The sequence below is a fragment of the Desulfallas thermosapovorans DSM 6562 genome (genome assembly GCF_008124625.1).
Taxonomy (GTDB): Bacteria; Bacillota; Desulfotomaculia; order Desulfotomaculales; family Desulfallaceae; genus Sporotomaculum; species Sporotomaculum thermosapovorans.
Genome location: NZ_VNHM01000003.1, coordinates 151,260 through 174,786 on the forward strand (window position 1 = coordinate 151,260; position 23,527 = coordinate 174,786).

At 51.7% G+C, this 23,527-nt stretch carries 26 protein-coding genes and 1 other annotated feature (1 of these 27 running past the window's edge); of the genes, 3 read left to right on the forward strand and 23 right to left on the reverse strand.

Features of this window, described 5'->3' with window-relative positions:
* Window positions 1–29 precede the first annotated feature (29 nt).
* The 6 genes from LX24_RS03905 to ispE form a co-directional block, all read right to left on the reverse strand.
* Complete coding sequence (locus tag LX24_RS03905; protein WP_166510834.1) at window positions 30–974, reverse strand: ribose-phosphate diphosphokinase; 945 nt, start codon at window positions 972–974, stop codon at window positions 30–32.
* A gap of 28 nt (window positions 975–1,002) precedes the next feature.
* Window positions 1,003–2,379, reverse strand: coding sequence for a bifunctional UDP-N-acetylglucosamine diphosphorylase/glucosamine-1-phosphate N-acetyltransferase GlmU (gene glmU / locus LX24_RS03910; protein WP_166510835.1), 1,377 nt, complete (start codon window positions 2,377–2,379; stop codon window positions 1,003–1,005).
* A gap of 178 nt (window positions 2,380–2,557) precedes the next feature.
* On the reverse strand, window positions 2,558–2,812 hold the full coding sequence (gene spoVG, locus LX24_RS03915; RefSeq protein ID WP_166510836.1) for a septation regulator SpoVG: 255 nt from the start codon (window positions 2,810–2,812) through the stop codon (window positions 2,558–2,560).
* A 166-nt stretch (window positions 2,813–2,978) separates the two neighbouring features.
* Entirely contained in the window at window positions 2,979–3,737 is a 759-nt protein-coding gene (locus LX24_RS03920; RefSeq protein WP_166510837.1) for a nucleotidyltransferase family protein, read from the reverse strand.
* Entirely contained in the window at window positions 3,730–4,416 is a 687-nt protein-coding gene (locus tag LX24_RS03925; protein WP_166510838.1) for a GntR family transcriptional regulator, read from the reverse strand. The genes LX24_RS03920 and LX24_RS03925 overlap by 8 nt, the downstream gene beginning before the upstream one ends.
* A gap of 75 nt (window positions 4,417–4,491) precedes the next feature.
* Window positions 4,492–5,343, reverse strand: a complete 852-nt coding sequence (gene ispE / locus LX24_RS03930; RefSeq protein ID WP_166510839.1) for a 4-(cytidine 5'-diphospho)-2-C-methyl-D-erythritol kinase — start codon at window positions 5,341–5,343, stop codon at window positions 4,492–4,494.
* A gap of 265 nt (window positions 5,344–5,608) precedes the next feature.
* On the opposite strand from ispE, the gene LX24_RS03935 reads away from it, so the two are divergent.
* A complete protein-coding gene (locus tag LX24_RS03935; protein WP_243131610.1) occupies window positions 5,609–6,178 on the forward strand; it encodes a L,D-transpeptidase family protein in 570 nt (189 codons plus the stop codon).
* A gap of 16 nt (window positions 6,179–6,194) precedes the next feature.
* A complete protein-coding gene (locus LX24_RS03940; protein ID WP_166510840.1) occupies window positions 6,195–6,914 on the forward strand; it encodes a ZIP family metal transporter in 720 nt (239 codons plus the stop codon).
* Here the strand turns inward: LX24_RS03940 and LX24_RS03945 are convergent.
* From LX24_RS03945 to yabG, 11 genes are all read right to left on the reverse strand, one after another.
* Window positions 6,903–7,349 (reverse strand): DMT family transporter, encoded by a 447-nt coding sequence (locus LX24_RS03945; RefSeq protein ID WP_166510841.1) that lies wholly within the window; start codon window positions 7,347–7,349, stop codon window positions 6,903–6,905. The two genes, LX24_RS03940 and LX24_RS03945, sit on opposite strands and share 12 nt — an antisense overlap.
* Before the next feature lie 73 nt (window positions 7,350–7,422).
* Window positions 7,423–7,656 carry a heavy-metal-associated domain-containing protein gene (locus LX24_RS03950; protein ID WP_166510842.1) on the reverse strand — a complete coding sequence of 78 codons (234 nt, stop codon included), beginning with the start codon at window positions 7,654–7,656 and terminating at the stop codon, window positions 7,423–7,425.
* A 31-nt stretch (window positions 7,657–7,687) separates the two neighbouring features.
* Window positions 7,688–8,290, reverse strand: coding sequence for a hypothetical protein (locus LX24_RS03955; RefSeq protein ID WP_166510843.1), 603 nt, complete (start codon window positions 8,288–8,290; stop codon window positions 7,688–7,690).
* 84 nt (window positions 8,291–8,374) lie between these two features.
* Window positions 8,375–8,635: a hypothetical protein gene (locus LX24_RS03960; protein WP_166510844.1), complete on the reverse strand. Its 261-nt coding sequence runs from the start codon at window positions 8,633–8,635 to the stop codon at window positions 8,375–8,377.
* A gap of 19 nt (window positions 8,636–8,654) precedes the next feature.
* On the reverse strand, window positions 8,655–8,951 hold the full coding sequence (locus LX24_RS03965; RefSeq protein ID WP_166510845.1) for a YbaB/EbfC family nucleoid-associated protein: 297 nt from the start codon (window positions 8,949–8,951) through the stop codon (window positions 8,655–8,657).
* A 160-nt stretch (window positions 8,952–9,111) separates the two neighbouring features.
* Window positions 9,112–10,230 (reverse strand): SPOCS domain-containing protein, encoded by a 1,119-nt coding sequence (locus LX24_RS03970; protein ID WP_166510846.1) that lies wholly within the window; start codon window positions 10,228–10,230, stop codon window positions 9,112–9,114.
* 28 nt (window positions 10,231–10,258) lie between these two features.
* Entirely contained in the window at window positions 10,259–11,815 is a 1,557-nt protein-coding gene (locus LX24_RS03975; RefSeq protein ID WP_166510847.1) for a DUF3794 and LysM peptidoglycan-binding domain-containing protein, read from the reverse strand.
* 177 nt (window positions 11,816–11,992) lie between these two features.
* On the reverse strand, window positions 11,993–13,513 hold the full coding sequence (locus LX24_RS03980; protein ID WP_166510848.1) for a CAP domain-containing protein: 1,521 nt from the start codon (window positions 13,511–13,513) through the stop codon (window positions 11,993–11,995).
* Window positions 13,514–13,987: 474 nt separating this feature from the next.
* Window positions 13,988–14,380 (reverse strand): hypothetical protein, encoded by a 393-nt coding sequence (locus LX24_RS03985; protein WP_166510849.1) that lies wholly within the window; start codon window positions 14,378–14,380, stop codon window positions 13,988–13,990.
* Between the two features lie 48 nt (window positions 14,381–14,428).
* Window positions 14,429–15,430 (reverse strand): chymotrypsin family serine protease, encoded by a 1,002-nt coding sequence (locus LX24_RS03990; protein ID WP_166510850.1) that lies wholly within the window; start codon window positions 15,428–15,430, stop codon window positions 14,429–14,431.
* 57 nt (window positions 15,431–15,487) lie between these two features.
* Window positions 15,488–16,363 carry a sporulation peptidase YabG gene (yabG, locus tag LX24_RS03995; protein ID WP_166510851.1) on the reverse strand — a complete coding sequence of 292 codons (876 nt, stop codon included), beginning with the start codon at window positions 16,361–16,363 and terminating at the stop codon, window positions 15,488–15,490.
* A gap of 289 nt (window positions 16,364–16,652) precedes the next feature.
* Between yabG and LX24_RS04000 the strand changes: the two genes are divergently transcribed.
* Window positions 16,653–17,435, forward strand: a complete 783-nt coding sequence (locus tag LX24_RS04000) for a glycosyltransferase (RefSeq protein ID WP_166510852.1) — start codon at window positions 16,653–16,655, stop codon at window positions 17,433–17,435.
* 60 nt (window positions 17,436–17,495) lie between these two features.
* Here the strand turns inward: LX24_RS04000 and LX24_RS04005 are convergent, their stop codons facing one another.
* The 6 genes from LX24_RS04005 to metG form a co-directional block, all read right to left on the reverse strand.
* On the reverse strand, window positions 17,496–17,966 hold the full coding sequence (locus LX24_RS04005; RefSeq protein ID WP_166510853.1) for a ribonuclease H-like YkuK family protein: 471 nt from the start codon (window positions 17,964–17,966) through the stop codon (window positions 17,496–17,498).
* Between the two features lie 20 nt (window positions 17,967–17,986).
* On the reverse strand, window positions 17,987–18,856 hold the full coding sequence (gene rsmA, locus LX24_RS04010; protein ID WP_166510854.1) for a 16S rRNA (adenine(1518)-N(6)/adenine(1519)-N(6))-dimethyltransferase RsmA: 870 nt from the start codon (window positions 18,854–18,856) through the stop codon (window positions 17,987–17,989).
* 98 nt (window positions 18,857–18,954) lie between these two features.
* Window positions 18,955–19,872: a 3D domain-containing protein gene (locus tag LX24_RS04015; RefSeq protein WP_166510855.1), complete on the reverse strand. Its 918-nt coding sequence runs from the start codon at window positions 19,870–19,872 to the stop codon at window positions 18,955–18,957.
* A 433-nt stretch (window positions 19,873–20,305) separates the two neighbouring features.
* Window positions 20,306–20,851, reverse strand: coding sequence for a cob(I)yrinic acid a,c-diamide adenosyltransferase (gene cobO / locus LX24_RS04020; RefSeq protein WP_166510856.1), 546 nt, complete (start codon window positions 20,849–20,851; stop codon window positions 20,306–20,308).
* A gap of 198 nt (window positions 20,852–21,049) precedes the next feature.
* The gene (locus tag LX24_RS04025) at window positions 21,050–21,874 is read right to left on the reverse strand and encodes a TatD family hydrolase (protein ID WP_166510857.1); all 825 of its coding nucleotides are present in this window, start codon (window positions 21,872–21,874) and stop codon (window positions 21,050–21,052) included.
* Window positions 21,875–23,434: a methionine--tRNA ligase gene (gene metG, locus LX24_RS04030; RefSeq protein WP_166510858.1), complete on the reverse strand. Its 1,560-nt coding sequence runs from the start codon at window positions 23,432–23,434 to the stop codon at window positions 21,875–21,877.
* 86 nt (window positions 23,435–23,520) lie between these two features.
* Window positions 23,521–23,527: a binding site (T-box leader), on the reverse strand; it runs 258 nt beyond the window's last position.

Below are 23,527 nucleotides of genomic sequence, written 5' to 3' on the forward strand. Positions count from 1 at the left end.
GGAAACGCCCCGCCTCAGCGGGGCTTGTTTTAGTCGAAAAGTTTACTTACCGACAAATCTTCATGAATGCGGATAATGGCTTCTCCCAAAAGGGGTGCCACCGAAAGTATTTTAATCTTATCGATCACTTTACTCTCGGGCAGAGGAATGGTATTGGTCACCAGCACTTCCCGAATGGGCGCACCGGCCAGTCGTTCCACTGCGGGGCCGCTGAGCACGGGGTGGGTGCAGCAAACAAAAATATCCCCGGCCCCCCATTTTTTAAGGGCGGCTGCCGCCTGGGTGATGGTACCGGCCGTATCTATGATATCATCAATCATAATGACATTTTTACCGCTAATATCACCGATAATATTCATAATTTCCGCCACATTGGGTTCCGGGCGTCTCTTATCAATAATGGCGATGGGGGCACCAATTCTCTCCGCCAAATCACGGGCCCGCTGCACGCCGCCCAAATCCGGACTCACCACCACCACATTATCTACTTTCCGCTGCATAAAATACTGGGCCAATAGCGGCACGCCGGGCAGGTGGTCCACCGGTATATCAAAAAAACCCTGGATCTGCCCGGCGTGTAAATCCATGGTAATAACCCGGCGGGCACCGCTGGCGGTAATTAAATTAGCCACCAGCTTGGCGGTGATGGGGTCCCGGGCCCTGGCTTTGCGATCCTGCCGGGCATACCCGTAATAGGGGGTTACCGCTGTAATTCTGCGGGCCGACGCCCGACGCACGGCGTCCACCATCACCAGCAGTTCCATCAAATGCTCGTTTACCGGTTCACAGGTGGGTTGAATAATAAAAACATCCGCGCCCCGCACACTTTCATTTATTTTGACCTGTATCTCCCCGTCACTAAAGCGGGTAACCTTGGCGGCTCCCACGGAAACGCCTAAATAATGGGCAATTTCCTCCGCCAGGGCGGCATTGGCGTTTCCTGTAAATATTTTCAGCCGTTGTCGGGATGACATCTTGCGCGTACCTCCAAAAAATTATTGGTCACTCTTTTACAGTTGCTTTTTTTCTTTGGGCCCAGCCTTCAATGTTTTTCTGCCTGTCCCTGGCCACGCCCAGCGCGCCGGGCGGCACATCCCTGGTGATGGTGGAACCCGCTCCGGTTACAGCCCCGTCACCAACTTCCACCGGAGCCACCAGGTTGGTGTTACTACCGATAAAGGCACCGGCACCAATGATGGTGCGGGATTTCTTTACACCGTCGTAGTTACAGGTAATGGTGCCGGCGCCGATGTTTGTCTTCGGCCCCACTTCGGCATCCCCGACATAGCTCAGATGCGGCACCTTACTGCCTTCACCCAGGTGGGTATTCTTCAATTCCACAAAGTCACCCACCTTGGCATTTTTTTCCAGCACGCAATTCGGGCGGATATAGGCAAAGGGACCAATGTTGCACCCATCTTCCACCCGGCTTTCGGAAATTACCGAATTTTGCACCTTGACCCGGCACCCCAGGGTTACATCAATCAACCGGGATGAAGGCCCTATAACACAATTCTCGCCAATTTTCGATTTTCCTTCAATGAAGGTGAACGGGTAAATGATTGAATCCGCTCCAATATGTACAGTATCGTCAATGAAGGTTGATGCGGGATCAACAATTGTTACCCCCGACATCATCAGCCTATCCAAAATGCGCCGGCGTAAAACACTTTCCACCAGGGCCAGCTGGCACCGGTCATTTATACCTGTAACCTCCGAGGCGTCACCGGCGATAACAGCACCCACGGGTTTGCCCCGGGCAATATAATACTCAATGATATCGGTGAGATAGTATTCTCCCTGGGCATTATCAGGGCGAATTTCCGACAGTGCCTCAAACAACCCCCCGGCTTTGAAGCAATATACCCCTGTATTGATCTCCGTCACAGCCAGTTCACCGGGGGTGGCGTCCTTTTGCTCCACAATTTTCATAATACCGCCGGTGGTGTTGCGAATAATCCGGCCATACCCGGTGGGATCCGGTAAAACTGCTGTCAGCACAGTGGCGGCGAATCCACAGCGGCTATGCTCGGCTTGTAATTGTAAAAGGGTTTGGGACTTCAAGAGCGGCGTGTCTCCACATACTACCAGTATATCACCGTCAAATCCTTTAAGGACCTGGCGGCATTGCAGCAACGCGTGGGCCGTACCCAATTGCTCGGCCTGGTAGACCGTTTCCGTTTTATCACGGACCGACTCCGCCACCAGCTCACCCTGGTGCCCCACCACCAAAACAGTTTTTTGGGCACCGGTTTGTTGCACCGCCAGCAGCACATGCTCCAACATGGTCCGCCCGCATACCCGGTGCAGCACTTTGGGTAAGCTCGATTTCATCCGGGTTCCCTTACCCGCCGCCAGTATTACCGCCGCTAATCCCATGTGGCAGAAAACCTCCCGTTGGTTAAATTATCATTACATATATTATGGCGCACGCTGTTTTAATTCAACAAAAAATTGCTTTTCCCTTTCTCAATGACAAATTTTTGGCCGAACCGTGCGCACCAAACTAAAAAAGAGAGCAATGCTCTCTTTTTATTATTTTATAGCTCCAAGTAAATTATATCGCCTCGCTATAGGCTTTAAGTACCGCGTCTTGGATTATTTCCCGGGCAAAGGTATTGATGGGGTGAGCTATATCTCTAAATTCACCACCGGGTGTTTTACGGCTGGGCATGGCCACAAACAACCCATTTTGTCCTTCCACCACTTTGACATCGTGGATGACAAACATATCATCCAATGTTACCGAAACAATAGCTTTCATTTTTCCTTCGGTTAACACTTTGCGCACCCGAACATCGGTAACGTTCATAAAATCACCACCTTCCGGTTAACCATTTATGCCAGTGTTTATCATAAATCTTTCTACAAATAGATAAAAATCCCTGCCAATTTACATACCCTTTAGAAAATTTAATTAAGATTTTGTACATAAACCTAACATCCCCGGTAGTTATAAACATACCGGGGATGTTATATCAAGCCAATTCCAATTGTTTATTCACCAACTCCAGGTCACTGGGTTTATCCACATCCACCCCAACTTCGGGGTACAAGCTGATCACTACCTGACCCTTGATGCCAAGCAAGCGGGAAACCTTCTTCTGCGCCTCCTGCAACGAGATATTTTTCATTAAAAACTTAATTAAAAACAACAGTCCCACCAACCGGCACAGTTTTAACGGGCTTTTTCGAGCATCCACCAGTTTTTGTCCCCGGGGCAGACATTCTTCCACAACACCGGGATTAAACAAAAAAATATTACCGCCGGTATAAACCCCTTCTTTTAATTGCACATAGGTACGCTTGCTGGTGGTATATATTTTCTCCACCACTTCCCGGGGCACCACCGGGTAGTAAAGATCGGCCTGCCTGTCACCACAAAGGTCAATGAAGTTTTCGATGGCCCGGGTGGTAATCAAGGGTATATCCGAAGTAAGCAGTAGAACCCTTTTGGCACCGGGAAGCCCGCCCAGGCCCCGCAGCACGTTATCGGTCAAATTGCCGACATGCTCCACCAGCACTTCCCGCCCACCGCCATTAAAGCGCTCCGCCAGTTCCCTCCGGGGACCCACGATGGCTATCCGGTCAATACGGTCACATTTTTTAAGCGCATCCACCACGTATTCCACCATCAATTTACCCTTAATATCAATCATCGCTTCATACCTGGCGGAACTGCACTCCTTCAAGGGACCGTCATTGGGACTGCCGGCCAGCACTAAAGCATCAATCACCTTTTTTTTCCTCCCCCATGGCGTTAAGGAAAATTTGTTCAGCAGTTTCAATGTGCTCACGGGCCAGGTTGTTAGCCAATTCCACATTACGATCACTAATGGCTTCAATAATGGCCTTGTGCTCGTCAACAGCATGTTTCAAGCGACCGGGCTGGGACAAGGAAGTGGTGCGAAAACGCTGAATCTGTTCTTTTAATAAGGTTATAATTTGCACCAACCGCTGGTTACGGCTGGCTTTATATATTAAATTATGAAAATCCGTGTCCCGCTCCACTATGCTGTCTATCTGGCCGTCACTGGCTTCGTAAATCTGCAGCGAAGCACGCTCCATTTCTTCCAGTTCCTCCGGAGTGGCCCTTTCTGCAGCCAGGCCGGCGGCCAGAGCCTCCAGAGCGGCCCGCACTTCAAAAACATCCACTATATCTTTAACGGAAACCCCGGCCACATAGGCCCCCTTACGGGGCACCATAACCACAAAGCCTTCCAATTCCAGCTTTCTTATGGCTTCCCGCACCGGTGTGCGGCTGACGCCCATTTCCTCGGCCAGCTGAATCTCCATCAGCCGTTCTCCAGGCTCAAGACGACCCTGAATAATCGCTTCCCGCAAAGTTTCAAATACTATTTCCCGCAGGGGTTTATAATTATCCAGTTTGATAGGTATTAATCTCGGTTCGCTCAAATTTCCCCCGCCCCCTTATCATTTGTTACTATATATTTTACCATTATTTCTTTTTCACCCGCAAGGTTTCACCAATCAGGCCGGGGGAGTATATAATTTGGTCACCCACAGGCCAAAATTGCCACCTCTGATTCTATCCGCCGCCTGCCGCGCCGTGGACAGGTTTTCGAATAACCCGAATACAGTGGGGCCGCTGCCACTCATTAAAACACCCAGAGCACCGGCCGCCGCCAGGACGCTTTTAATCTCGCCAATTTCCGGATGCATGGCCAGGGTAACCGCCTCCAGGCTATTGCCCAGGCGTGTCACCACACCGTTCACATCACCGCTACGCACAGCCTGCAGCATGCCCTGCACATCCGGGTGCAGCGGGTCCTTGGTATCGTCGTACCGGTTATACACCAGGGCCGTACTCACCCCGAAGGGCGGCTTGGCCAGTACTACACCGAGGGGCGGTAAACCGGGCAAGGGCTCGACCCTTTCCCCCCGTCCCCGTACCAGGGCTGTGCCGCCCCGCAGGCAAAAGGGCACATCCGAGCCCACGGCGGCCCCTATTTCCTCCAGTTCACCACTTTGCATACCCAGGCCCCAAAAATTATTTAAACCACGCAAAACCGCGGCCGCATCTGCCGATCCCCCCGCCAACCCGGCCGCCAGGGGTATACGTTTCACCAGTTTAATGCGTGCACCCCCGGTATAGCCCACCCGGCGGCGCAGCACATCCGCTGCCCGGAAGGCCAGGTTACACGGGCCGGTGGGTAACACGGCCCCCTCCACCACCAATTCTATCTCCCGGGCTTCCTTAATTTCCACGCTATCATGCAACTCCAGAGTCTGCATAACCGTGGCCAGTTCATGATACCCGTCCGGCCTTGTACCCAGCACATCCAGTACCAAATTAATTTTTGCATAAGCGCCCGCCAGCATATTAAAATCACCGAATCCTTTACAAACAATTAACGTATAACCCGTCTAACCGGGTGTAAGTCTCCCCTCTCTACAGGCGGGAGACTTACACCGACTGAGTCATGCATTTGCAGTTTATAAAATTCAGATAGAGTAAAAAAATCTTCATTTGAATTATGAACTTGCTTCAAAGTATATCCAAAAAATGCCGGAGGGACAAGTACCCGCACCAAGACATTTTTGTCCAATACCCCTCATACATATAACATGAAAGGAGCGTGGTTTTTTGACACCTTCCATGTCCGAAACCGGTAAGCGCCTGTCCATCAACACGGTTACCCGCAAACTATATTACTACAGCGGGGAGCGGCTGGTCAAAGAATACCCCGTGGCGGTGGGTAAACCGTCCACACCCACTCCCCCGGGACAATATAAAATAAAAAACAAAATCTTAAACCCCGGTGGTGTACTGGGTACCCGCTGGATGGGTCTGACCATACCCGGCGGTAACTATGGCATCCACGGCAACAACAACCCTTCATCCATCGGCCGGGCGGTGTCACTGGGCTGCATCCGCATGCACAACCACCATGTGGAAGAACTTTTCCCCCAAATCCCCATCGGTACTCCGGTACATATTTACGGCCACACCGAACCAGACGCCATCCCGGCCGCAAGCCCCGGTAAAGGGGACACCGGCGCCGGAAGAAACGGGAAAACATATACGGTCCGGCCCGGGGATACCCTGTGGGAAATAGCCCGATCATTTAATACAACCCTGGAAGCGATCATTGCGGCCAATGATTTGCCCGACCCCAACCGGATAACTCCGGGACAAATCATTATTATTCCCTGACCGGGAAGGTGATTAATTGAATGATATATTGATCCATGCCCTCATCGCCGGGCTGGGCACCTGTCTGGGTGCGGCAATGGTCATGCTGTTGGGGCAAATGAAAGAATGGCTGCTGGCCTTTCTGCTGGGGCTGGCCTCGGGTGTGATGTCGGCAGTGGTCATGGCGGACCTGTTACCCACCTCCTTAACCCACGGCGGCCCGGGTATCTGTTTGCTGGGATTTGCCGGCGGCTTTCTAATGGTAACCGGCCTTGACCACTGGCTGGCCAAATTAATGCCCGGCCGGCAAACCAGCCAGGTTTACCTGCGCATGGGCTATTTGATCGCCCTGGGGATAGCCCTGCATGATTTGCCCGAAGGTATTGCCATTGCCGCGGGCTACTCGGCGTCCGCGCAGCTGGGGCCGCTGCTGGCCCTGGCCATAGGGCTGCACAATATACCCGAGGGCATGGCCACCGCGGCCCCTTTAAGGGCCAGTGGCATGGGCGGCGGGCAGGTAATAGCCATCAACGCCATGATCAGCCTGGTAACTCCCCTGGGTACTCTGCTGGGTTTATGCCTGCTGCAAGCTGCGCCCGCCATAAATGCACTGCTTTTAGCCCTGGCCGCCGGGGCTATGATATTCATCGTTGCCGAGAAGCTGGTACCCGCCTCCCTGGGCAACCACGGTATTTTTGCCCTGGGCGGAATGGCAGCGGGTTTTGTGTTCATGCTGCGGGTAAACTCACTTTTTTAGCAATAAAAAGGCCCCCGAGGCCATCAATGCGGTACCGGCCACCCGGTGCCAGGTAAAGGGCACCTTATCCAGGCCAAACATGCCCAGGTGATCTATAAGGCAAGCCGTCAGCACCTGGCCCACAATAATGGCGGTGGTAGCTACGGCCACCCCCAGGGGAGGAATGGAACGTGCCACCATATAGATAATAATCACCCCCAGGAGTCCCCCCAGATAAACATACCAGGGAGCTTCGGCATAACGCTGCCAGTTGCCGTCGCCCAGCCGGAATACAAAAAGCAGCAGGGAAACCACCACCAGACCAACCAGCTGCACAATAAAAGTGGTCTCCAATAAACCGATTATTTTACCCAGAGCAGCATTAAGGGAACCCTGCAGCGCCATGGCCAACCCCGACCCGGCGGCAATCAGCAAAGCCAACAGTTTGGTACTCATCCACATCCCCGCCTTTAACTTGTTGCTTTAATCGGTGCTTCAATATGTAAAAGCGGGCCTCCTTCAGCCCGCTTTAATAGCGTACATATGGCGAATAACCAAGGGAGTTCAAGGTACGGCGCAGGTATTCCCCGCTGATTACAGCGGGGTCGTAGTCAATGGTCACCCGCCCTTCATCAAGGGAAACCTGCACATCCTGCACCCCGTCCACCTGAATTAAATTGTGTTCAATTTCCCGGCTGCCATCCAAGTCGTGTAATCCACCCACCCAAACCGTTTCCTTAATGGAACCCTTTTTACTGCCCAAACACTTCACCCCCGGTCAGTATTTATGTTTATCATGTCCCGAAATTCCATTTCAATACCTCTCCGGGTTTGGGGGGGCGCTCATTTTTTTCGCCTTTGTTACCCCGCCCGCCATCGCCCGCGCCTGCGGCGGGAGCTTTATTTTTTTCATCCAAGTTTATCTCCCGCTGTACCGGGTGCGGTTTATTCACCGGGCCACCGGCGGCGTTGCCTGCCCGCTGCTCCGGTGCCGGACCGTTCCCCGCCAAGCCCAATAGAGGCCCTAAAAGGCCAAGCAGCGCGGATAGATCGGGGGCACCACCTTTGCCCTGGCCGCCCCCGAGCCCGCTGCCCAGTAAGCCCAGCAGCGCCGCCGGGTTAAAGGCAGCCTGCTCACCACCGGCGGTTGGACCTTTACCCATGCCGGCGGCCATTAAGGCCACCAGCGGCCCCAACAATGCTTCCATGTTTCCGGGACCGGAACCTGTGCCGGTACCGGCCGCGGCATTACCCTTTTGGACGTTTAACACATTAACCATACCCATTAAATTCAACAAACTGAGCATGATTAAAATACTGTCATCATCTACATTGTGTTCGGAGCGGTAATCCAATATCCTGAATAAAGCCTGTTCAATTTTATTATCAATCTCCATATATTAAAACCCCCTTCGGCCGGCTTATAACCCTAATAGCTTGCCCTGTCAATTACACTCCTGTTTTATACTTATAGCCAGGGGCTACTTGGCAGCACCGTCAACCGGCGGCCTGACTCTGGGGCCGCCAAAGACACCTAAAAAGGGTACCGCCTCCTGGGGCGAAGGGGGACGGCGGGTGCCGCTACCCTTTGCACCACCGACAACCCGCATTTCCAGCAAATTAATTATAGCCATTAAATTAGACAGGCCCATCAGTAATAGCAACTGGTCATTGTCAAGGCCATACTTATCCTTCAACTGCAGCAATCCAGCCAGTCTTTTTTCCAGGTCAACGCCGGGCATAACCTCTGCACCACCTTGGTTAAATCAATCCCGGCACGGTGGGAATAGCCAGGCCACCCGTTAACTTGGCCAACTGCTCGCGCACCATCTTTTTTGATTCCCGCATGCCCTCGTTGAAAGCTTCGGCGGTTAACTGAGCCAACCGGGCCGGGTCCTGCACCAGGTCAGGCTTGAAGTGCAGCTGCACCACCTCCTGATTACCGTTCATCACCAGCTGCACCGCCCCTTCACCGGCACTCACCTTAACGGTCATATTTTTTAACTGCTCTTGCAGTTCCTGGATCAATGGCATAAATTGACCCATATTGTTCATCATAAATATCCCCCTTCCTTTTCAAGCTATAATCAAATATATGCCTGAAAAGTTAAAATAGTTTAGCTGCCCGATAACAATAAATTCCTTTTTGTTAAGAAAAAAGAGATGGCCTGAACCATCCCTGTAGCTAAGTGTTTATCCAATTCATTATCAATATATTTTAACCCTGGGTAAACTGTTCGAAGAATCTGTTTTGCACCCTCATGCATTCCAGTTTGACATTGTCAATGACCACGGCGCTGGTGTTCAGCGCATTGGGCTCAAAGGTGAACCTTACCAGCGCTTCTCTAGCTTCTTCAGGGGCAACAGCGTTGAGACACAAGTTGGTGAAGGATTCATCGGCTATGTTTCCGGCATTCCAGGTTCTGGTTTCGCCGGTGACCAGATTGCCGAACATGTCGTAGAAAAGTAATTCCGCTGTTAAGTTAAAGGATGCCGTACCCCCTAAAACCTCTCTAAAACCGGGAATTTCCGATGCATCGAAGCACAACCGGTATTCCCCGGTGGGCACAATATTGTTGTTGTTGGCCCCCCCCCGGTTGACGGTCTGGAACAGCGAAGCTGCCTCATTGGGGATATTGCCCATTAAAGCCCCGTTATTATAGCGCAGCACATTGCTGGCCCCCCAGAATACCGGAGTGGTGTTGGTGCCCCAAGCCTCAAAACTACCGTCTTTTAGTAAGTTGACGCCCCGGACACACTTGCGGTCAAGCTGCGGGCATACCTGCACAAATATCTGCCTTTCCTCTACCACCTTGATTTGGAAGATCATTACCCCGGTCTGGTGCAGCCGGGAACCCCGCCGCAGATCCCAGCGCATATCGATTTTCTTGTGATGTAGCTGAACAAAAACGTCGTTTTCATTAACCACGGGCTGGCCTACATCCAAAGTGACATCATCGGCAAAGGGAATATCTTCACCCACGTGCTTGACGTGATCATTTTTATCCACATAAAAAATCTGCTTGTGCAGTGTACCGCTGACCAGTACCTTTTTCACCACGGGTTGGCGATGATGTGTCCAGTGCCAGCCGAAACGATCCCAGCCTTCTTCTTCAATGACACTGATCCACCGGTCGCCGTTTTCATGGATGAATACCGGCCGGGCCTCAAAGTCATCCAACCGGGCATCAATATGGTCAATTTTCTGGGCCAGTTCGGGTAAAGTGGCTATGTTATCGACAATCACCTGCACTTCCTCTTCCGCCAGAACCACCGGAACTTTTATTTTTACACATAAAACATTATCGGGCTCGCTGTAGAAATATTGTATTGGCATATCACAACCTCCTTAGGCTATTTATTAATTAACCCTTGGCCCCACAGGGGATTCTGATTACCTGGCCCACTTGCAGATTATTGGGATTTATCCCCGGGTTTTCAGCCAGTATTCTGTTCACTGTGGTGCTGTAGCGCTGGGCTAACTGGAAAAGGGTATCACCAGACTTGATGGTATAATCGATTACCTGGCCAACGGGACATTCTTCTTCGGGCTGTTCCTCTTCCTCTTCCACTACCAGGTCGGCGCAAACAGTCCGGCGCAGGGTTTCGGTAACCCGAGCTCTGACTTTTATAACCGCCTCTACATTGACATCACAACCCACGGCTTCGGCATTGATGTATTCCACCATAGCCTTAACATCCACATCCATGCCATCTACGGCTCCGGGAATTTCCACAAAGGTGCGGAAATCAAGCCGCTGGTGCATGGCGTGCACTGCCTGGTCGGGTTTGGCGGACACGTAAATAATCTTGACGTCCACAAAACCCTTGGTAATTACCTTGTTCCTGAGGATTTTCTTTTCCGTTATTTTAATCTCGTCTATGGATACATTGAGCACCTTTTCCGGACAAGGCTTGGAATCGGGAGTTTCAAAGGTTTCCCTCACCACCACCTGGGAAGAATCTTCACCTACGATATGTTCAACGTTAAGTTCAATGGTTTCCACCGTTTCACCGGCACACTCGGTAACCACCCGGACCTCCCTGGGTTCGGTAACCCGGGCATCCAACCTTACCACACAGCTGGCACGGAAGAATGGATCACCCTTAATCTCCACATCGCAGTCTTCCACCACAGCGTCCACTACCACATCCATTTCCGGGTCAGCACCGGGCACCTCGATAAAGTCGGTAAACTTGATGGTTTTGTGCAAATCATGCACGGATTGCTCGGGCACAGCGCCCACATACATGATCTGCAGAGTCAATTCGCCGTCTACAATTACTTTGTCCGCCACAATACGGGCATCCGTGATAACTGCATTGGAATCCACGTCCAAAATCTTCTTCGGCTCCGGTTTTTCGTACGGTTCGTCAAAATCTTCACTGACAATCACCTGGGCGGATTCCCGGCCAACCACGTCATCAATATGAATCACATCATAGTTGGCATCCATGCCGTCCGGTACCGCAGTGAGCACCTCAACCTCCCGGGTCTCGGTCACCTTGGCGGTTACATCCAGTACAGCAATCACATCATACTGCCGAACATCCCTGCTGCTGGGATTAAGTTTCACATCTTCCACCAGTACATCCACCCGGACATCCATACCGGGCAGCGCACCCGGCAAATCAACGTAGGCGGTAAAAGGAACCTGCGCGTGCATATGGTGTACAGATTGGTCCTTTTCAAAGGCCACGTATATAATTTGCAAAGTAAGTGTTCCATCGACCACTACTTTATCGGGTAAAAGTCTGGTCTTTTTAACGCTGACCGTTTTATCCGTGGAGATAATCTGGTCCACGTCCGGTTTGGGGTCAGGTATCATGAAGGATCCGCGCACCACGGTTTGCCTGGAATTTTCGCTGACCACCTGGTTTACGGTTATGGTTTCCTTAACCGGTGTCTGGGCAGCAGCCATACAATCTCCTCCTTTCATGAGAGTTCTATAATAATATATGAGGGACTGTCTAAAATGTGCAGACAATATTGTTTATCCATGAAAAAAGACGGGCTTTCCAGGAATATAATGGAACCGCCTCTGCCCGCATAAAAAAACCGCCTGGTTTTCAGGCGGTTAGTTAGTTACGGTATTAATTTACGGCCGTATAAACATTTGCACGAACATTTTTCCGTAGGGCCCACCATCCACAATACCTATGCCCACCTCGGTGAAGTTGGTGCTTAAGATATTTTTTCTGTGCCCCGAAGAATTCATCAGGTTTTGGTGAGCGGTTGACACCGCAGGGGCACCGGCCAGGTTTTCACCGGCGTAACTGTACCGGACGCCAAAATGCTTCATCATATCAAAGGGTGAACCATAGGTGGGTGAAGTATGGCTGAAATAATTTTTGTTTATCATGTCCCGGGCTTTTAGCCGGGCCAGCTTGACCAGTTCATTATTGACCTTGAGGGGAGCCGCCCCGTATTTTGCTCTCTCCTGGTTAACCAGTTGGAACATTTTCTGCTCATCGGGCGTCAAACTATTAACAACATCACCGTCACCGGGCTGTGGTGCCGGGTTGGGCTCGGGGTTGGGAACCGGCTGGGGCTGCGGCGCAGGCACAGGTTGCGGTGCAGGTACAGGTTTTGGCGCCGGGTTGGTACTGCTCTGTCCCCCGGTGAATATCTGTACAAAGTATTTCTGGTAGCCCTTGCTCTGCACGGCAATACCCACACGGTCGTAATTGCTGTTTAATATATTGGCCCGGTGACCGCTGGAATTCATCAGGCCGCTATGGGCTTGCTGCACCGATGGTGCCATGGCCAGGTTTTCGCCGGCGTAATTATATTTGATACCGGCCCTTTGCAGCATATCAAAGGGTGAACCGTAGGTCGGTGAAGTATGGCTGAAATAGTTTTTTTCCACCATATCCGCTGCTTTCAAGCGAGCCTGTTGCTGCAGTGCGCTATCAAACTGCAGCGGCTTTAATCCTTGCCGGGTTCTTTCCTGGTTAACCAGGTTAAACATCTGCTGTTCATCGGCCGACATGCCGGGGGCAGGCTGCGGCTTGGGTTCGGAAGCCGGTTTAGTATCCTGACCGGGCTTAGCACCGGTTTGCTCGCCGGCGCCGTTACTCTCTTCGTTACCCGGATTAGACTCTTCACCCGGTGACTCCTCTTCATCAATAAAGATTTCCACCACGTAACAGTAACTGCCCGCCGGTACCAGCGCCACGCCAACCCGGTCAAAATCAGGATTTAAGACGCGGTTTTTCAAGGTACCATTACGCATAAATGAGGCATGGGCGGGCTCGACGCCGGTGGCCCGGGCCAGGTTTTCACCAACGGCCCGGTATTCCACCCTGGCCTCCTTCAGCATATCTTCCACTGTACCGTAAATGGGGGAGCGGGGCCCCAGGTATTTTTTCTCCACCATATCCTTGGCTTTAAGGCGGGCCAGTACGGTGAGCATATCATCGGCCTTAAGGGGCTCGATACCCGCTTTGCTTCGCTCATTATTAATCAAATTAAATAATTGAACACCTTCCGCGGATAATTCTGTTCCTTCCAACGCCTCCGCACTTTCCGAGGCGGATACCGGACCCATCAGCAATGAAAACGCCATTAATACCGCCATCAAGGGAATCAGCACTGTCCATTTCTTTTGTGTCGGCAACTGTTTACTCTCCCCTTTCCTGTTATGCCATTTTTTTGCAAACACACTTGCGCTTGCCCGCAGTGTGCCTGTCCAATGTATGGATGGCTGGCATTAATGATACCAGGATGAGATAAGTATAGCAATTTGGGTAAAACAAGGTGAACCCCCATAAAATATGTCAAGATAATAGTTTATGGAATTTGATTAACTTTGACGCAAAATAACTGTTAAATGGTATAGATTGCCGCCGGTAACCGGTACAGGCCAGTTTGTACGGTAAATAACCGCTTGGACTGTGCCATTAAACCGGTGCCGGGTGCCTAACAGGTTGAAAAGTTTTTAATCTTTCAACCTGTTAGGCACCCGGCACCAAAGGGGTGGGCCATAAAAAAGCGAAAGCGCCAAAAGGAGGCAGCAACGCAGGCGCGGCGGCACCAATAGGGCTTGCGCTACTCCAAAGGGCGTATAGCAGCACCCCCGGGGGGGGGTCCTTTACCCCGGCGAATAAAGCACTGCGCCCACTCCTTCCGTCAGGGCCAGGCACATGACCTTGCCATCGGGGCCATCAAAGAAGCAGGTTAAGATAAACAGTTTGTTTTTTAGTCCCCTTTTAAACCTCTGCAGCATTAACTCATCCAGGTTACACAGTGTCTCCAGGGCCATACCCGGGCCCCTTAATATCAATGTATAAAGCCCGTCGGTTTGTTTTAAAAAACTAATACTGCAGCGGGGATTGCCTTTTTTCTCCCGGGATAATTTATCAATTAAACGCAGGTAACTCTCCGCCACTTTCAGGGCGTCCTCCTTGCTAGGCAGGCGGGGGCCGATAGCCGGAATATCATTAAAAAATGTGAGGGCTACATCTCTGGTCTGGTAAACTTTCACGTATCAAACCTCCCCCGCGAGCATTTGCTTTTTGCCCCCGTACCGGCACTAAAATTCTATTTCCAACAGGTTCAGCACATTTTGTATACGGTTGAATATGCAATGGGTATCCGAACCGGCAAATAACAGGCCCACTGCTTTGTTTTCTTGATCTATTACCAGCGAACCGCTGTCACCCGGCTGGCACATAACATCGGCCACCACCTGGTCGCTGAACCAGGCCGACTCATCATCCGAAAGGTTCACCTTCAAAGTTACCCCCATGGCAGTGACCAACCCCGAAGTAACTCCGGTGGTCCGGCCGCTTTTTTGCACCCACATACCTTCCCGGGCTTCCCCCACCCCGGCCACCGGCCCCAATTCCAGCAGTTCTTCGCCAACTAAACCATCATTCAACGGCCGGGCCACAGCGCAATCTACAATATTAGTGTCCCGGGTGTATTTGTAAAAACGCATCTCATAAGCCGGGCGAAGCAGCCTGATAAACCGGTTGCCAATACCGGCCACTCCTGCCGCCACCGGGCAATCAGACTGCTGGGGGGTTCTGATCAATGGAATAAACCTGACCAGTTCCGCTATTTTGTCACTTGGCTTCCCCCCGTCATGGGGTCCGGGCTGCAATATTGCATCGCCTGCCCTGGCCCGGCCGTCGCTCCCGTTGGAGGCGTTGGCCAGTATATGGTTATTGGACAAAATAAGTTTCTCACCGGTTTTACTATCTTTAACCAGGGCCCCAAAGGTACCTGCGCTGATTTTATAATGACCGATACTGCTGCCGGGTAGGGCGGGGCGTATTCTCATCACCCTGTCCAGTAATCTCACCCGGCCGATCTCAACCACATCGGTGTCTAAACCGTCAATTTTCTGCGGTACTTTTTGACTGCGGCGCAAATTGGCCGCAGGGACCTTTTTTTCCACAAAAATAATTATAGCCGGCTTGTCAGTACGGGTCATGCCCACCCGCTTGTGCCCCACTCCTATACCAACAACATTAGGCATGCGTAACATGCGTTCCCGCACTTTATCAAGGACGCGATAATGTTTTTCCACAGTCACACCTCCCTTACTGGTGCCATTTTATGCATGCCGGCCCCAAAGGGTTACCGCTCAATAAGGAGAACGGGGCACCCCCATCCGGTACTTGCCCCTGGTTTCCAGGCCTCCGATACCGTCAAAACCGGTAATTGTAGAGGCAATGACATCGCGCAAGCCGATGGGATCATAAATGGAGGTGTAAGCGATCTTCTCCATTACAAACACGGGATCAAAGGCGTGTATCAACACCCGCTGGGGGGAGCTGGCAAAGTTGGCCCCAGCCGCCAGCAGTGATTCATAATGGGACTGGCAAGCCCCGGCAAATATCACCAGGTCATCTTTGCTTTTTTCGTAGCGACGGGCTTCTTTTACAGCAGCCACGAAATGTTTTGAATTGTAGTAATTATTAATATCCGAAAAATCCTTGGTATCCTTTTTGAAACCATCATGGCCGGTAAGCACAAGCAAATCGGGCCGGTGCTCCAACAATAAGTTATATATTTTTTTCGCTTGCTGCTCCTCCGGTATGTTAAAACCGTCCGCCGGTATCTGCAGCTGGCGGTAAGTGGTCATACATAAATCAAGATATTCACCGTCACCGTCAATGTGCAACACCCTCCCCGGTACATCAAAGCCCTCCCATTCCCCCTGATCGCCGGGCACTGAACGCATCAAGGTTCTTTCCCGGTCCTTCTGGCGGCGCATAAATACTCTGCGCATCGCTTCGTGGTTTTTGCTCATGGTCATGCGCCAGTAATCCGCTATTTTACCCGGTTCAATTTTTACCAAATCGGCCATGGGAGCATTAGCACAAAGCCTCATGTCCAGTCCGTTCAAGCGAGCCATTTTCTTACCGCCATCACAATCGTAAATATCTATCACCTTAAAATAAATATCCAGCCCGTAAGACTTTCGTCCCACCACATCACCAACTTTTATATCCGGCATCAATCAGCCCCTCCAGTGTTTTTCTATAATTTATGAGTTATATGGTCCCAGGTGTGAATCACTGCCGCATAAAAAAATGCCGCTTACGGGGTGAAGAAACTTTCACCGCCGGGCGGCATACCTTAAAAATACATTAAAAAAATAATACTCCAAAAGGCAACAACAAAGGGCTGTCAAAGGTGTCTTAAAGAACTTGCCCCCGTCCCTTCAGGATAAATATGTGCGCTGTTGGATTATGGAAAACACGCACACAGCAGCGTTCTTAAGCTACGAAAGAGAGGATGGTTACATGTTTATTGCTGTAATACCCGCAAAAAATGAAGCTAAAAGCCTGGGTAAAGTAATTGCCAATTTACCCACCCGTTACCTGGATTGCATTATCCCCGTACTCAACGGCTGCACCGACAATTCACTGGAGGTTTTGGAAAATCTCAATTGCCCGCTTCTGGCCCCGCTGTGGTTTGACGAACCACTGGGCATAGACGTTCCCCGGGCAGTGGGTGCAATGGAAGCGACCCGGCTTGGTGCGGACGGGATACTGTTCATTGACGGTGATATGGCCGGAGCCAGTGAAGAGATGCTTACCAGGCTGGTGCTGGCCGTCCAAAACCAGGGTTTGGACCTGGCCCTGACCAACTGCTACCCGCACAATGCCCGGTATGCTATTCGCCCCCCGGCCGCTTGCCTGCTCAAATTGAGGGAAGAACTCAACCGTCACCTGCAACTGTTTCATCTCATCGGCACCGCCACTCCTTCCCACGGTCCCCATGCCGTTTCCGGCCGGCTGCTCCGGTTGGCTAATCCGACTGATTTTGCCATACCGCCACTGCTGCTGGCCAGGGCCGCCCGGGCAGGACTCGCCATCGGTATAGCCGCCGAAACCACTCACCTGCACCTTGGTTCACCGCTGCGCGGTGCGGAGCATACCCGAAAAATTACCGAAACCATTATTGGTGATTGCCTGTCCGCCCTCCGTGCCAAAAACGACCAAATTGGCCACCGCATGCTGGACGGGCGTGCTTACATCGGCTACCATCACGAAAGACGCTGGGATTTATTGAAACAAGGCTAAAAGTTTATTACAACCATAATAACCATGTACATGGTTATTATGGTTGTAATAGCAGCAGTTCTACTTGGTGTGTTTATCCGCCACCGAGGAGGCACCGTACGCATCGGGCTTGATCTTAGCTTCAAACCCGCTGCCCACCACCATACCCACCACCTCTTTAATGAGTTCCCGGGTTTGCCCCTGGTTACCCACATCAATATGCACCTCAACGGGCATTTCCGCAAGACCGCTGGCGGAAAAATACTCCGCGATTTTGCCACCTAGTTCCAGGCTGAGGGCTGTTTCATAAAATATTTTTTGCCGCAGGCTTTTTATTTTGCGCTGTATTTTTTTACGGTAAAAGTACCTGGCCCCTTTGCCCAAACGGTGTATTACAACGGCGGTGACAAAACAGGTTTCATCCCTGACCATGGAATCAGTACCGATAATAATTTTGTAAGATGAACTGGGCAAACCCCTGATATAACCGGTAACATCATCCATCATTTCCTCAAACGATAACTTCCCCTTGGAAGGACTGGTAAAAAACACATAGTCCATCTCCTTTTGTGTTACCTTAAATTGGCATAGGCATCAGCCAGACGGGCAAACTCCTGTAAATTTAATGTCTCGCCCCGGCGCACCGGGTTAATTCCAGCCTGCTGCAAAATGTCAAGCCACCTATCCCTGGATAATCCTTTATCCATGCTGACCAGCGCGTTAAGCAGTGTTTTACGCCGCTGTTGAAATGCCGCCCTGACCAAAGCAAAAAAAACCTGTTCATTTACAACATCCACAGCCGGGCTTTTCCTTACCGTCATGCTTACCACTGCCGAGTCCACTTCCGGGCGCGGTAGAAATACAGTGCGGGGTACTTTAAAGGCGGTCTTGACCACCGCATAATAATTGGCGGTCACCGTGAGGGCACCGTAATCCTTGGTACCCGGGGAGGCGCAGAGCCGCCTAGCCACCTCTTCCTGGACCATCACAACAATCCTTTGAGCGGCAGTGTGCCTTTCCAGTAGATGCATGATCAAGGGAGTGGTAATATAATACGGCAGGTTAGCCACCACCTTGTACCCACCCGCCAGAGTACCGGTTTGGTCTTGAACCAGCCGGTTAATGTCCGTCTTCAGCGCATCCGCCTCCACCAGCGTGACATTATCCAGACCATCCAAAGTTTCGGCCAACAGCGGAAGCACAGTGCGGTCAATTTCTATGGCTATTACCCGCTCCGCCTTTTGGGCCAGGCGGGTGGTCAGGGCACCCACCCCCGGGCCGATTTCCACCACGGTATCGGTACTGTTTAACTCGGCAGCAATGATGATCTTATTTATAATATTACCGTCAATCAGGAAATTTTGCCCCAAATTTTTTTTAATTCTGAAGCCGTGGCGCTGCAGCAAATCCCGTACTGCTCCGGGTGATGTAGGATCTAACATACTATAACTATACCTCCGGGTGTTTAATAAAGATTTTTCATTATATCATACCAATTCAGCCCCACAAATAAAAAGGAGAGGCAAAAAGCCTCCCTCCTTTATTCAAGCAAATATACTTTAACTGTACGCCTGCCCCAACTTAAGGCCTGACTGCGACTTTCCAGAAAAACATCAATCCGGTTTCCTCTGATGGCTCTTCCCTTGTCCATGGCCGTGCAGTACCCGTACCCTTCCACGTACAGCCGGCTGCCCATGGGAATTACCGACGGGTCCACCGCCACAATTCCCACACGGGGGCTAACCCCGGTGGCAGTGTTGTTTCCGGTATAGGTATAAGCGGTGGCCACCATATCATAAGCACGGGAAAACCTGATGGTATTGCCACCCCTGGTAACGGTGCGCATGGTGCCCACCCGGACCACCCGGTCCACGGGTTCCTCAATAACAGTGCTGGCCAAAAGTTTCTTTTCCACCTCTTTACCGTTTTTATATACTATTTCCCATATCTTTTTTTCCAGTCCCTCTTTGCCGTTATTGATTACCCGGACAATACCGCTAAACAATGTATTATCCGCCTCCCGCTGTATCCGGTAGGGGATGGGTACTTCTTCCTCAACAACCTTGGTGGTGATACGGTCCACTTGAATACTGGTTTCCTTATCCAGCCGGGTATCAAGGCCGGGGGTCACCTGATCCCGCTCCCCAAGCACCACGCCTTCTTCCTCAAGTACCTCACCAACGGTTTTGGCAGAGCTGAGCAGATGATATTTTTCATTACCCACCTGCAATTGTACCGGCACCGCCCGGCGCACTTCAACCGTCATACCATCAGTCAAGGCGGTATCCAAACCCGGGTTCACCCGGTCCTTTTCGGCCAGGTCAATACCGTTTTCCTGTAACACTCCGGCAACGTCACTATAAAAAGTATGCACCTGCCACTTCTTACCGTCCACCAACAGATTAACTTCCTTTTGGGCCACCCGGTATGCTGAGATAATAGCCACAACCAGCAGCAAAACAGCCAGCCCTGCCGCCGCAACCCTGCCATTGAAGAAGTTGTCGGTCGGGGTATACTCCGCGGCGTTTTTGTTCCATAAACTAATAATTATCCCTCCCTAAACAAACCACAACATGTAAACCCTGCCGGTACCAACTGTACCATAAATCCGGTTCGTTAAAATACATGTTACTATAGACTATGCCGGTTCTCTTTAATTAGTTAAGATTGGTGGGAAGGTCGTTATCCGTGACTTAGCTTATAATATATTCGCCACATATTGTCTTTTTCCTGCCGCTCTGGCTAAGTTGTAAAACATACCCACCTGTATTGTATTCTATGCGGCCTGTCCCGGTTTTTATTACTTTACCATTTTTTACAGCTATTGAAAAGTCCCCCAGTAAAAATATAACAAAAAAACAGCTGCTCAAGAGCAACTGCTTTATTTGACTTTAAAACTCGATACCCTTTTGGGCCGGAATACCGGCGGCAAAGGGATGTTTTATTTCTTTCATTTCCGTTACCAGGTCCGCCAGATTGGCCACCTCTTCAGCCACATTGCGCCCGGTAAGTACCAGGTGCACACCGGGCGGTTTACTGCGGATTATATCCAGCACCTCCGCCAGGTCCACCAGCCCGTAGTGCACAGCATAGTTTATTTCATCCAGGATGATCATATCGGCGGCCCCTTCCACCACAGCCTTTTTGGCCTCTTGAAGGGCATTTTGGGCCGCCGCCCGGTGCGCCTCCAAACCATCGTCACCGGCCCCCTTGATAAAGCCTTCCCCCATTTGCCTCATCACAAAGTTGGGGCCCAGTTTTTCCGCCGCCTTGAGCTCGCCGTATTTCCAACCGCCCTTGATAAATTGCAAAACCAATACCTTCATGCCCTGGCCCCAGGCCCTGAGGGCCATACCCAGCGCCGCGGTGGTTTTACCTTTGCCATTTCCTGTAAATACCAGCGTCAACCCCCTGGTGTTGCCCGGTGTCTGTTCCAACGAATCAACCCCCTTGATCCAATTTCAGGCGCGGTGGCCTGATAACAGTCCCCGCATTGTCTATTTTAGGTTCAATGGCGCCCCCGGCACCAAAGCCTGCGCGACACATAAGCCCGTTTTAATAGCCGGGCTTGACTACCTGAACAAGCTCCATGAGCATATTCTACCATAGACCCCGCCAATAGCAGCACCTTACTTTCATTCCATATTGAACAATTTTTTAGCGTTGGCGGTGGTAACCCGGGCCAGTTCCCCCGGCGGCATATCCCTTAACCGGGCAATATGCTCAGCTATGTATTTTACATAGGCCGGCTCATTGCGCCGCCCCCGGTAAGGCTCCGGGGCCAGGTAGGGGCAGTCGGTTTCTATGAGCAGCCGGTCTTGCGGCACCTTAACGGCAATTTCCTTTAACTTGGGCGCTTTTTTAAAGGTTACCGGCCCGGCCAGGGAAATATAAAACCCCATCTCCATGGCCTGCCGGGCCCATTCCCAACTACCGCTGAAACAGTGCATCACACCCCCGGCGGGGCTGATACCGTCGGCACGCAAAATATCCATCATATCCCCGAAGGCGTCCCGCACGTGAATAATCACCGGCATGACCAGTTCCCGCACCAGGGCCAGCTGCTCCCGGAAGATTTGGCGCTGCACCGGGCGCGGGGAAAGATCCCGGTAGTAATCCAGGCCCATTTCCCCCAGCGCCACCACCCGGGGATGGCGGGCCAAACCGGCCAGACGGTCCAGGTAATCCGGGGCCACATCTGCAGCATCATGGGGGTGCACCCCCACCGCCGCCACCACGCCGGGGCGGCTTTGGGCCATGGCCAGCGCCTGCTCCGAGGAATTTACGTCAAAGCCCACGCACAGCACCCGGGTGACCCTGGCCCCGGCCATGCGGCTGAACACCTGGTCCAGGTCGGCGTCAAATTGTTCATCGTACAGGTGGGTATGGGTATCAAACAGCTCACCGGTCACCGGTGTCCCGGCGGTTACCCGGTTTATTTGACCCGTTCCGGTATCCATTTATTCCTCCTCCCCCAGGGTGGCCGGGTCAATGCGCGGGAACAGCGGCTCACCCCGTTTTAACACGGTACCGCCCGGTAGCTTACCCCACACAAGGGATTCCCAGGTATGCAGTTGGGGTTTGTCTTCAATTCCCAACAGGGGCCAGGCCCGCCCGGGCAGTCCGGGCATAAAGGGTGACACCATCACCGTGGCAAAGCGCAATACCTCGGCTACGTTATAAAGCACGGTATTCAGCCGCTCCTGTTTCTCCGGGTCTTTGGCCAGCGCCCAGGGAGCAGTTTCCTCCAGGTATTTGTTGGCCCGACCCACCAGGCGCATTATGGCCGCCAGGGCATTGGAAATCTCCCGGCGTTCCATTAACTCCTCCACCTCCGCCGGCGTTGTGCGAGCCAAATCCAACAGTTCCCCGTCCGGTCCTTCGGGGTCGGAGGGGGGCTTTAACTGCCCTTTGAAATACTTGTTGACCATGGCACAGGTACGGTTGAACAGGTTGCCGAAATCATTGGCCAGGTCAACATTGATACGGTGCACCAGGGCCTCCTCGGAATAAATGATATCAGCCCCCAGGGGCATTTCCCGGAGCAAGTAATAGCGTATGGCATCCACACCGTATTTATCGATTAATACCAGCGGGTCCACCACGTTGCCCTTGGATTTGCTCATTTTGCCGCTGTCCAATAGCACCCAGCCGTGTCCCACCACCTGCTTGGGCAGGGGTAAATCCAGGGCCATAAGGAGAATGGGCCAGATAATGGTATGAAAACGAACGATATCTTTACCCACCAGGTGTATATCGGCGGGCCAGAACTGTTGGTACAAGGCATCGTTTTCCTCATCGTAACCCAAAGCCGAAATATAGTTGGTCAGCGCATCCACCCAGACGTATATAACGTGCTTTTCGTCAAAGGGCACGGGAATACCCCAGTCAAAGGTGGTACGGGAAACGCAAAGGTCCTCCAGACCGCTTTTGATAAAACTGACCATTTCATTGCGCCGGGAGGTGGGCTGGATAAAATCGGGATTGTCCTCGATATACTTGAGCAAGCGATCGGCATACTTGGACATTTTAAAGAAATAACTTTCCTCCTCCAACGGCTCCACCGGGCGACCACAGTCGGGGCAGTTGCCCTCCTCCAGGCGCGCCTCGGTCCACAGGGTTTCACAGGGTGTACAGTACCAACCCTTATAGTTGGCCTTATAAATATCACCCTGATCGTACAGTTTCTGGAAGAATTTCTGCACCACCCTTTTGTGCCTCTCTTCGGTGGTACGAATAAAATCATCATTGCTGATGTTCAAACTGCTCCAAAGGTGCTTGAAACCGGCCACAATCTTATCCACATACTCCAGCGGCGTTTCACCCCGCTCCCGGGCCGAGCGCTCAATTTTCTGGCCGTGCTCGTCAGAGCCGGTCAAAAACCAAACCTCATGGCCGGTCAGTTTCTTAAACCTGGCCATGGCGTCGGCGGCTACAGTAGTATAGGCGTGCCCGATATGCAGGTTATCGCTGGGATAATAAATTGGCGTGGTTATATAAAAGGTTTTCTTTTTTTCCATAATTATGACCTCCCTTAATGCTAATATTAAGCAGCAATAATTTTCCAGGCTCATGGCGCCATAAATTAAATAACGCCCCCGGTTTACCCAGGG

Bases quoted from the DNA above. Each gene is read 5' to 3' on its own strand.
- spoVG (WP_166510836.1), bottom strand. From the start codon at position 2,812: ATGAACGTTACCGATGTTCGGGTGCGCAAAGTGTTAACCGAAGGAAAA.
- LX24_RS03975 (WP_166510847.1), bottom strand. From the start codon at position 11,815: ATGGCTGCTGCCCAGACACCGGTTAAGGAAACCATAACCGTAAACCAG.
- LX24_RS04000 (WP_166510852.1), top strand. From the start codon at position 16,653: ATGTTTATTGCTGTAATACCCGCAAAAAATGAAGCTAAAAGCCTGGGT.
- yabG (WP_166510851.1), bottom strand. From the start codon at position 16,363: ATGCCGGATATAAAAGTTGGTGATGTGGTGGGACGAAAGTCTTACGGG.
- LX24_RS03955 (WP_166510843.1), bottom strand. From the start codon at position 8,290: ATGGAGATTGATAATAAAATTGAACAGGCTTTATTCAGGATATTGGAT.
- glmU (WP_166510835.1), bottom strand. From the start codon at position 2,379: ATGGGATTAGCGGCGGTAATACTGGCGGCGGGTAAGGGAACCCGGATG.
- LX24_RS03970 (WP_166510846.1), bottom strand. From the start codon at position 10,230: ATGCCAATACAATATTTCTACAGCGAGCCCGATAATGTTTTATGTGTA.
- LX24_RS03945 (WP_166510841.1), bottom strand. From the start codon at position 7,349: ATGAGTACCAAACTGTTGGCTTTGCTGATTGCCGCCGGGTCGGGGTTG.
- LX24_RS03960 (WP_166510844.1), bottom strand. From the start codon at position 8,635: ATGCCCGGCGTTGACCTGGAAAAAAGACTGGCTGGATTGCTGCAGTTG.
- metG (WP_166510858.1), bottom strand. From the start codon at position 23,434: ATGGAAAAAAAGAAAACCTTTTATATAACCACGCCAATTTATTATCCC.
- ispE (WP_166510839.1), bottom strand. From the start codon at position 5,343: ATGCTGGCGGGCGCTTATGCAAAAATTAATTTGGTACTGGATGTGCTG.
- LX24_RS04025 (WP_166510857.1), bottom strand. From the start codon at position 21,874: ATGGATACCGGAACGGGTCAAATAAACCGGGTAACCGCCGGGACACCG.
- LX24_RS03905 (WP_166510834.1), bottom strand. From the start codon at position 974: ATGTCATCCCGACAACGGCTGAAAATATTTACAGGAAACGCCAATGCC.
- rsmA (WP_166510854.1), bottom strand. From the start codon at position 18,856: ATGTTAGATCCTACATCACCCGGAGCAGTACGGGATTTGCTGCAGCGC.
- LX24_RS03965 (WP_166510845.1), bottom strand. From the start codon at position 8,951: ATGATGAACAATATGGGTCAATTTATGCCATTGATCCAGGAACTGCAA.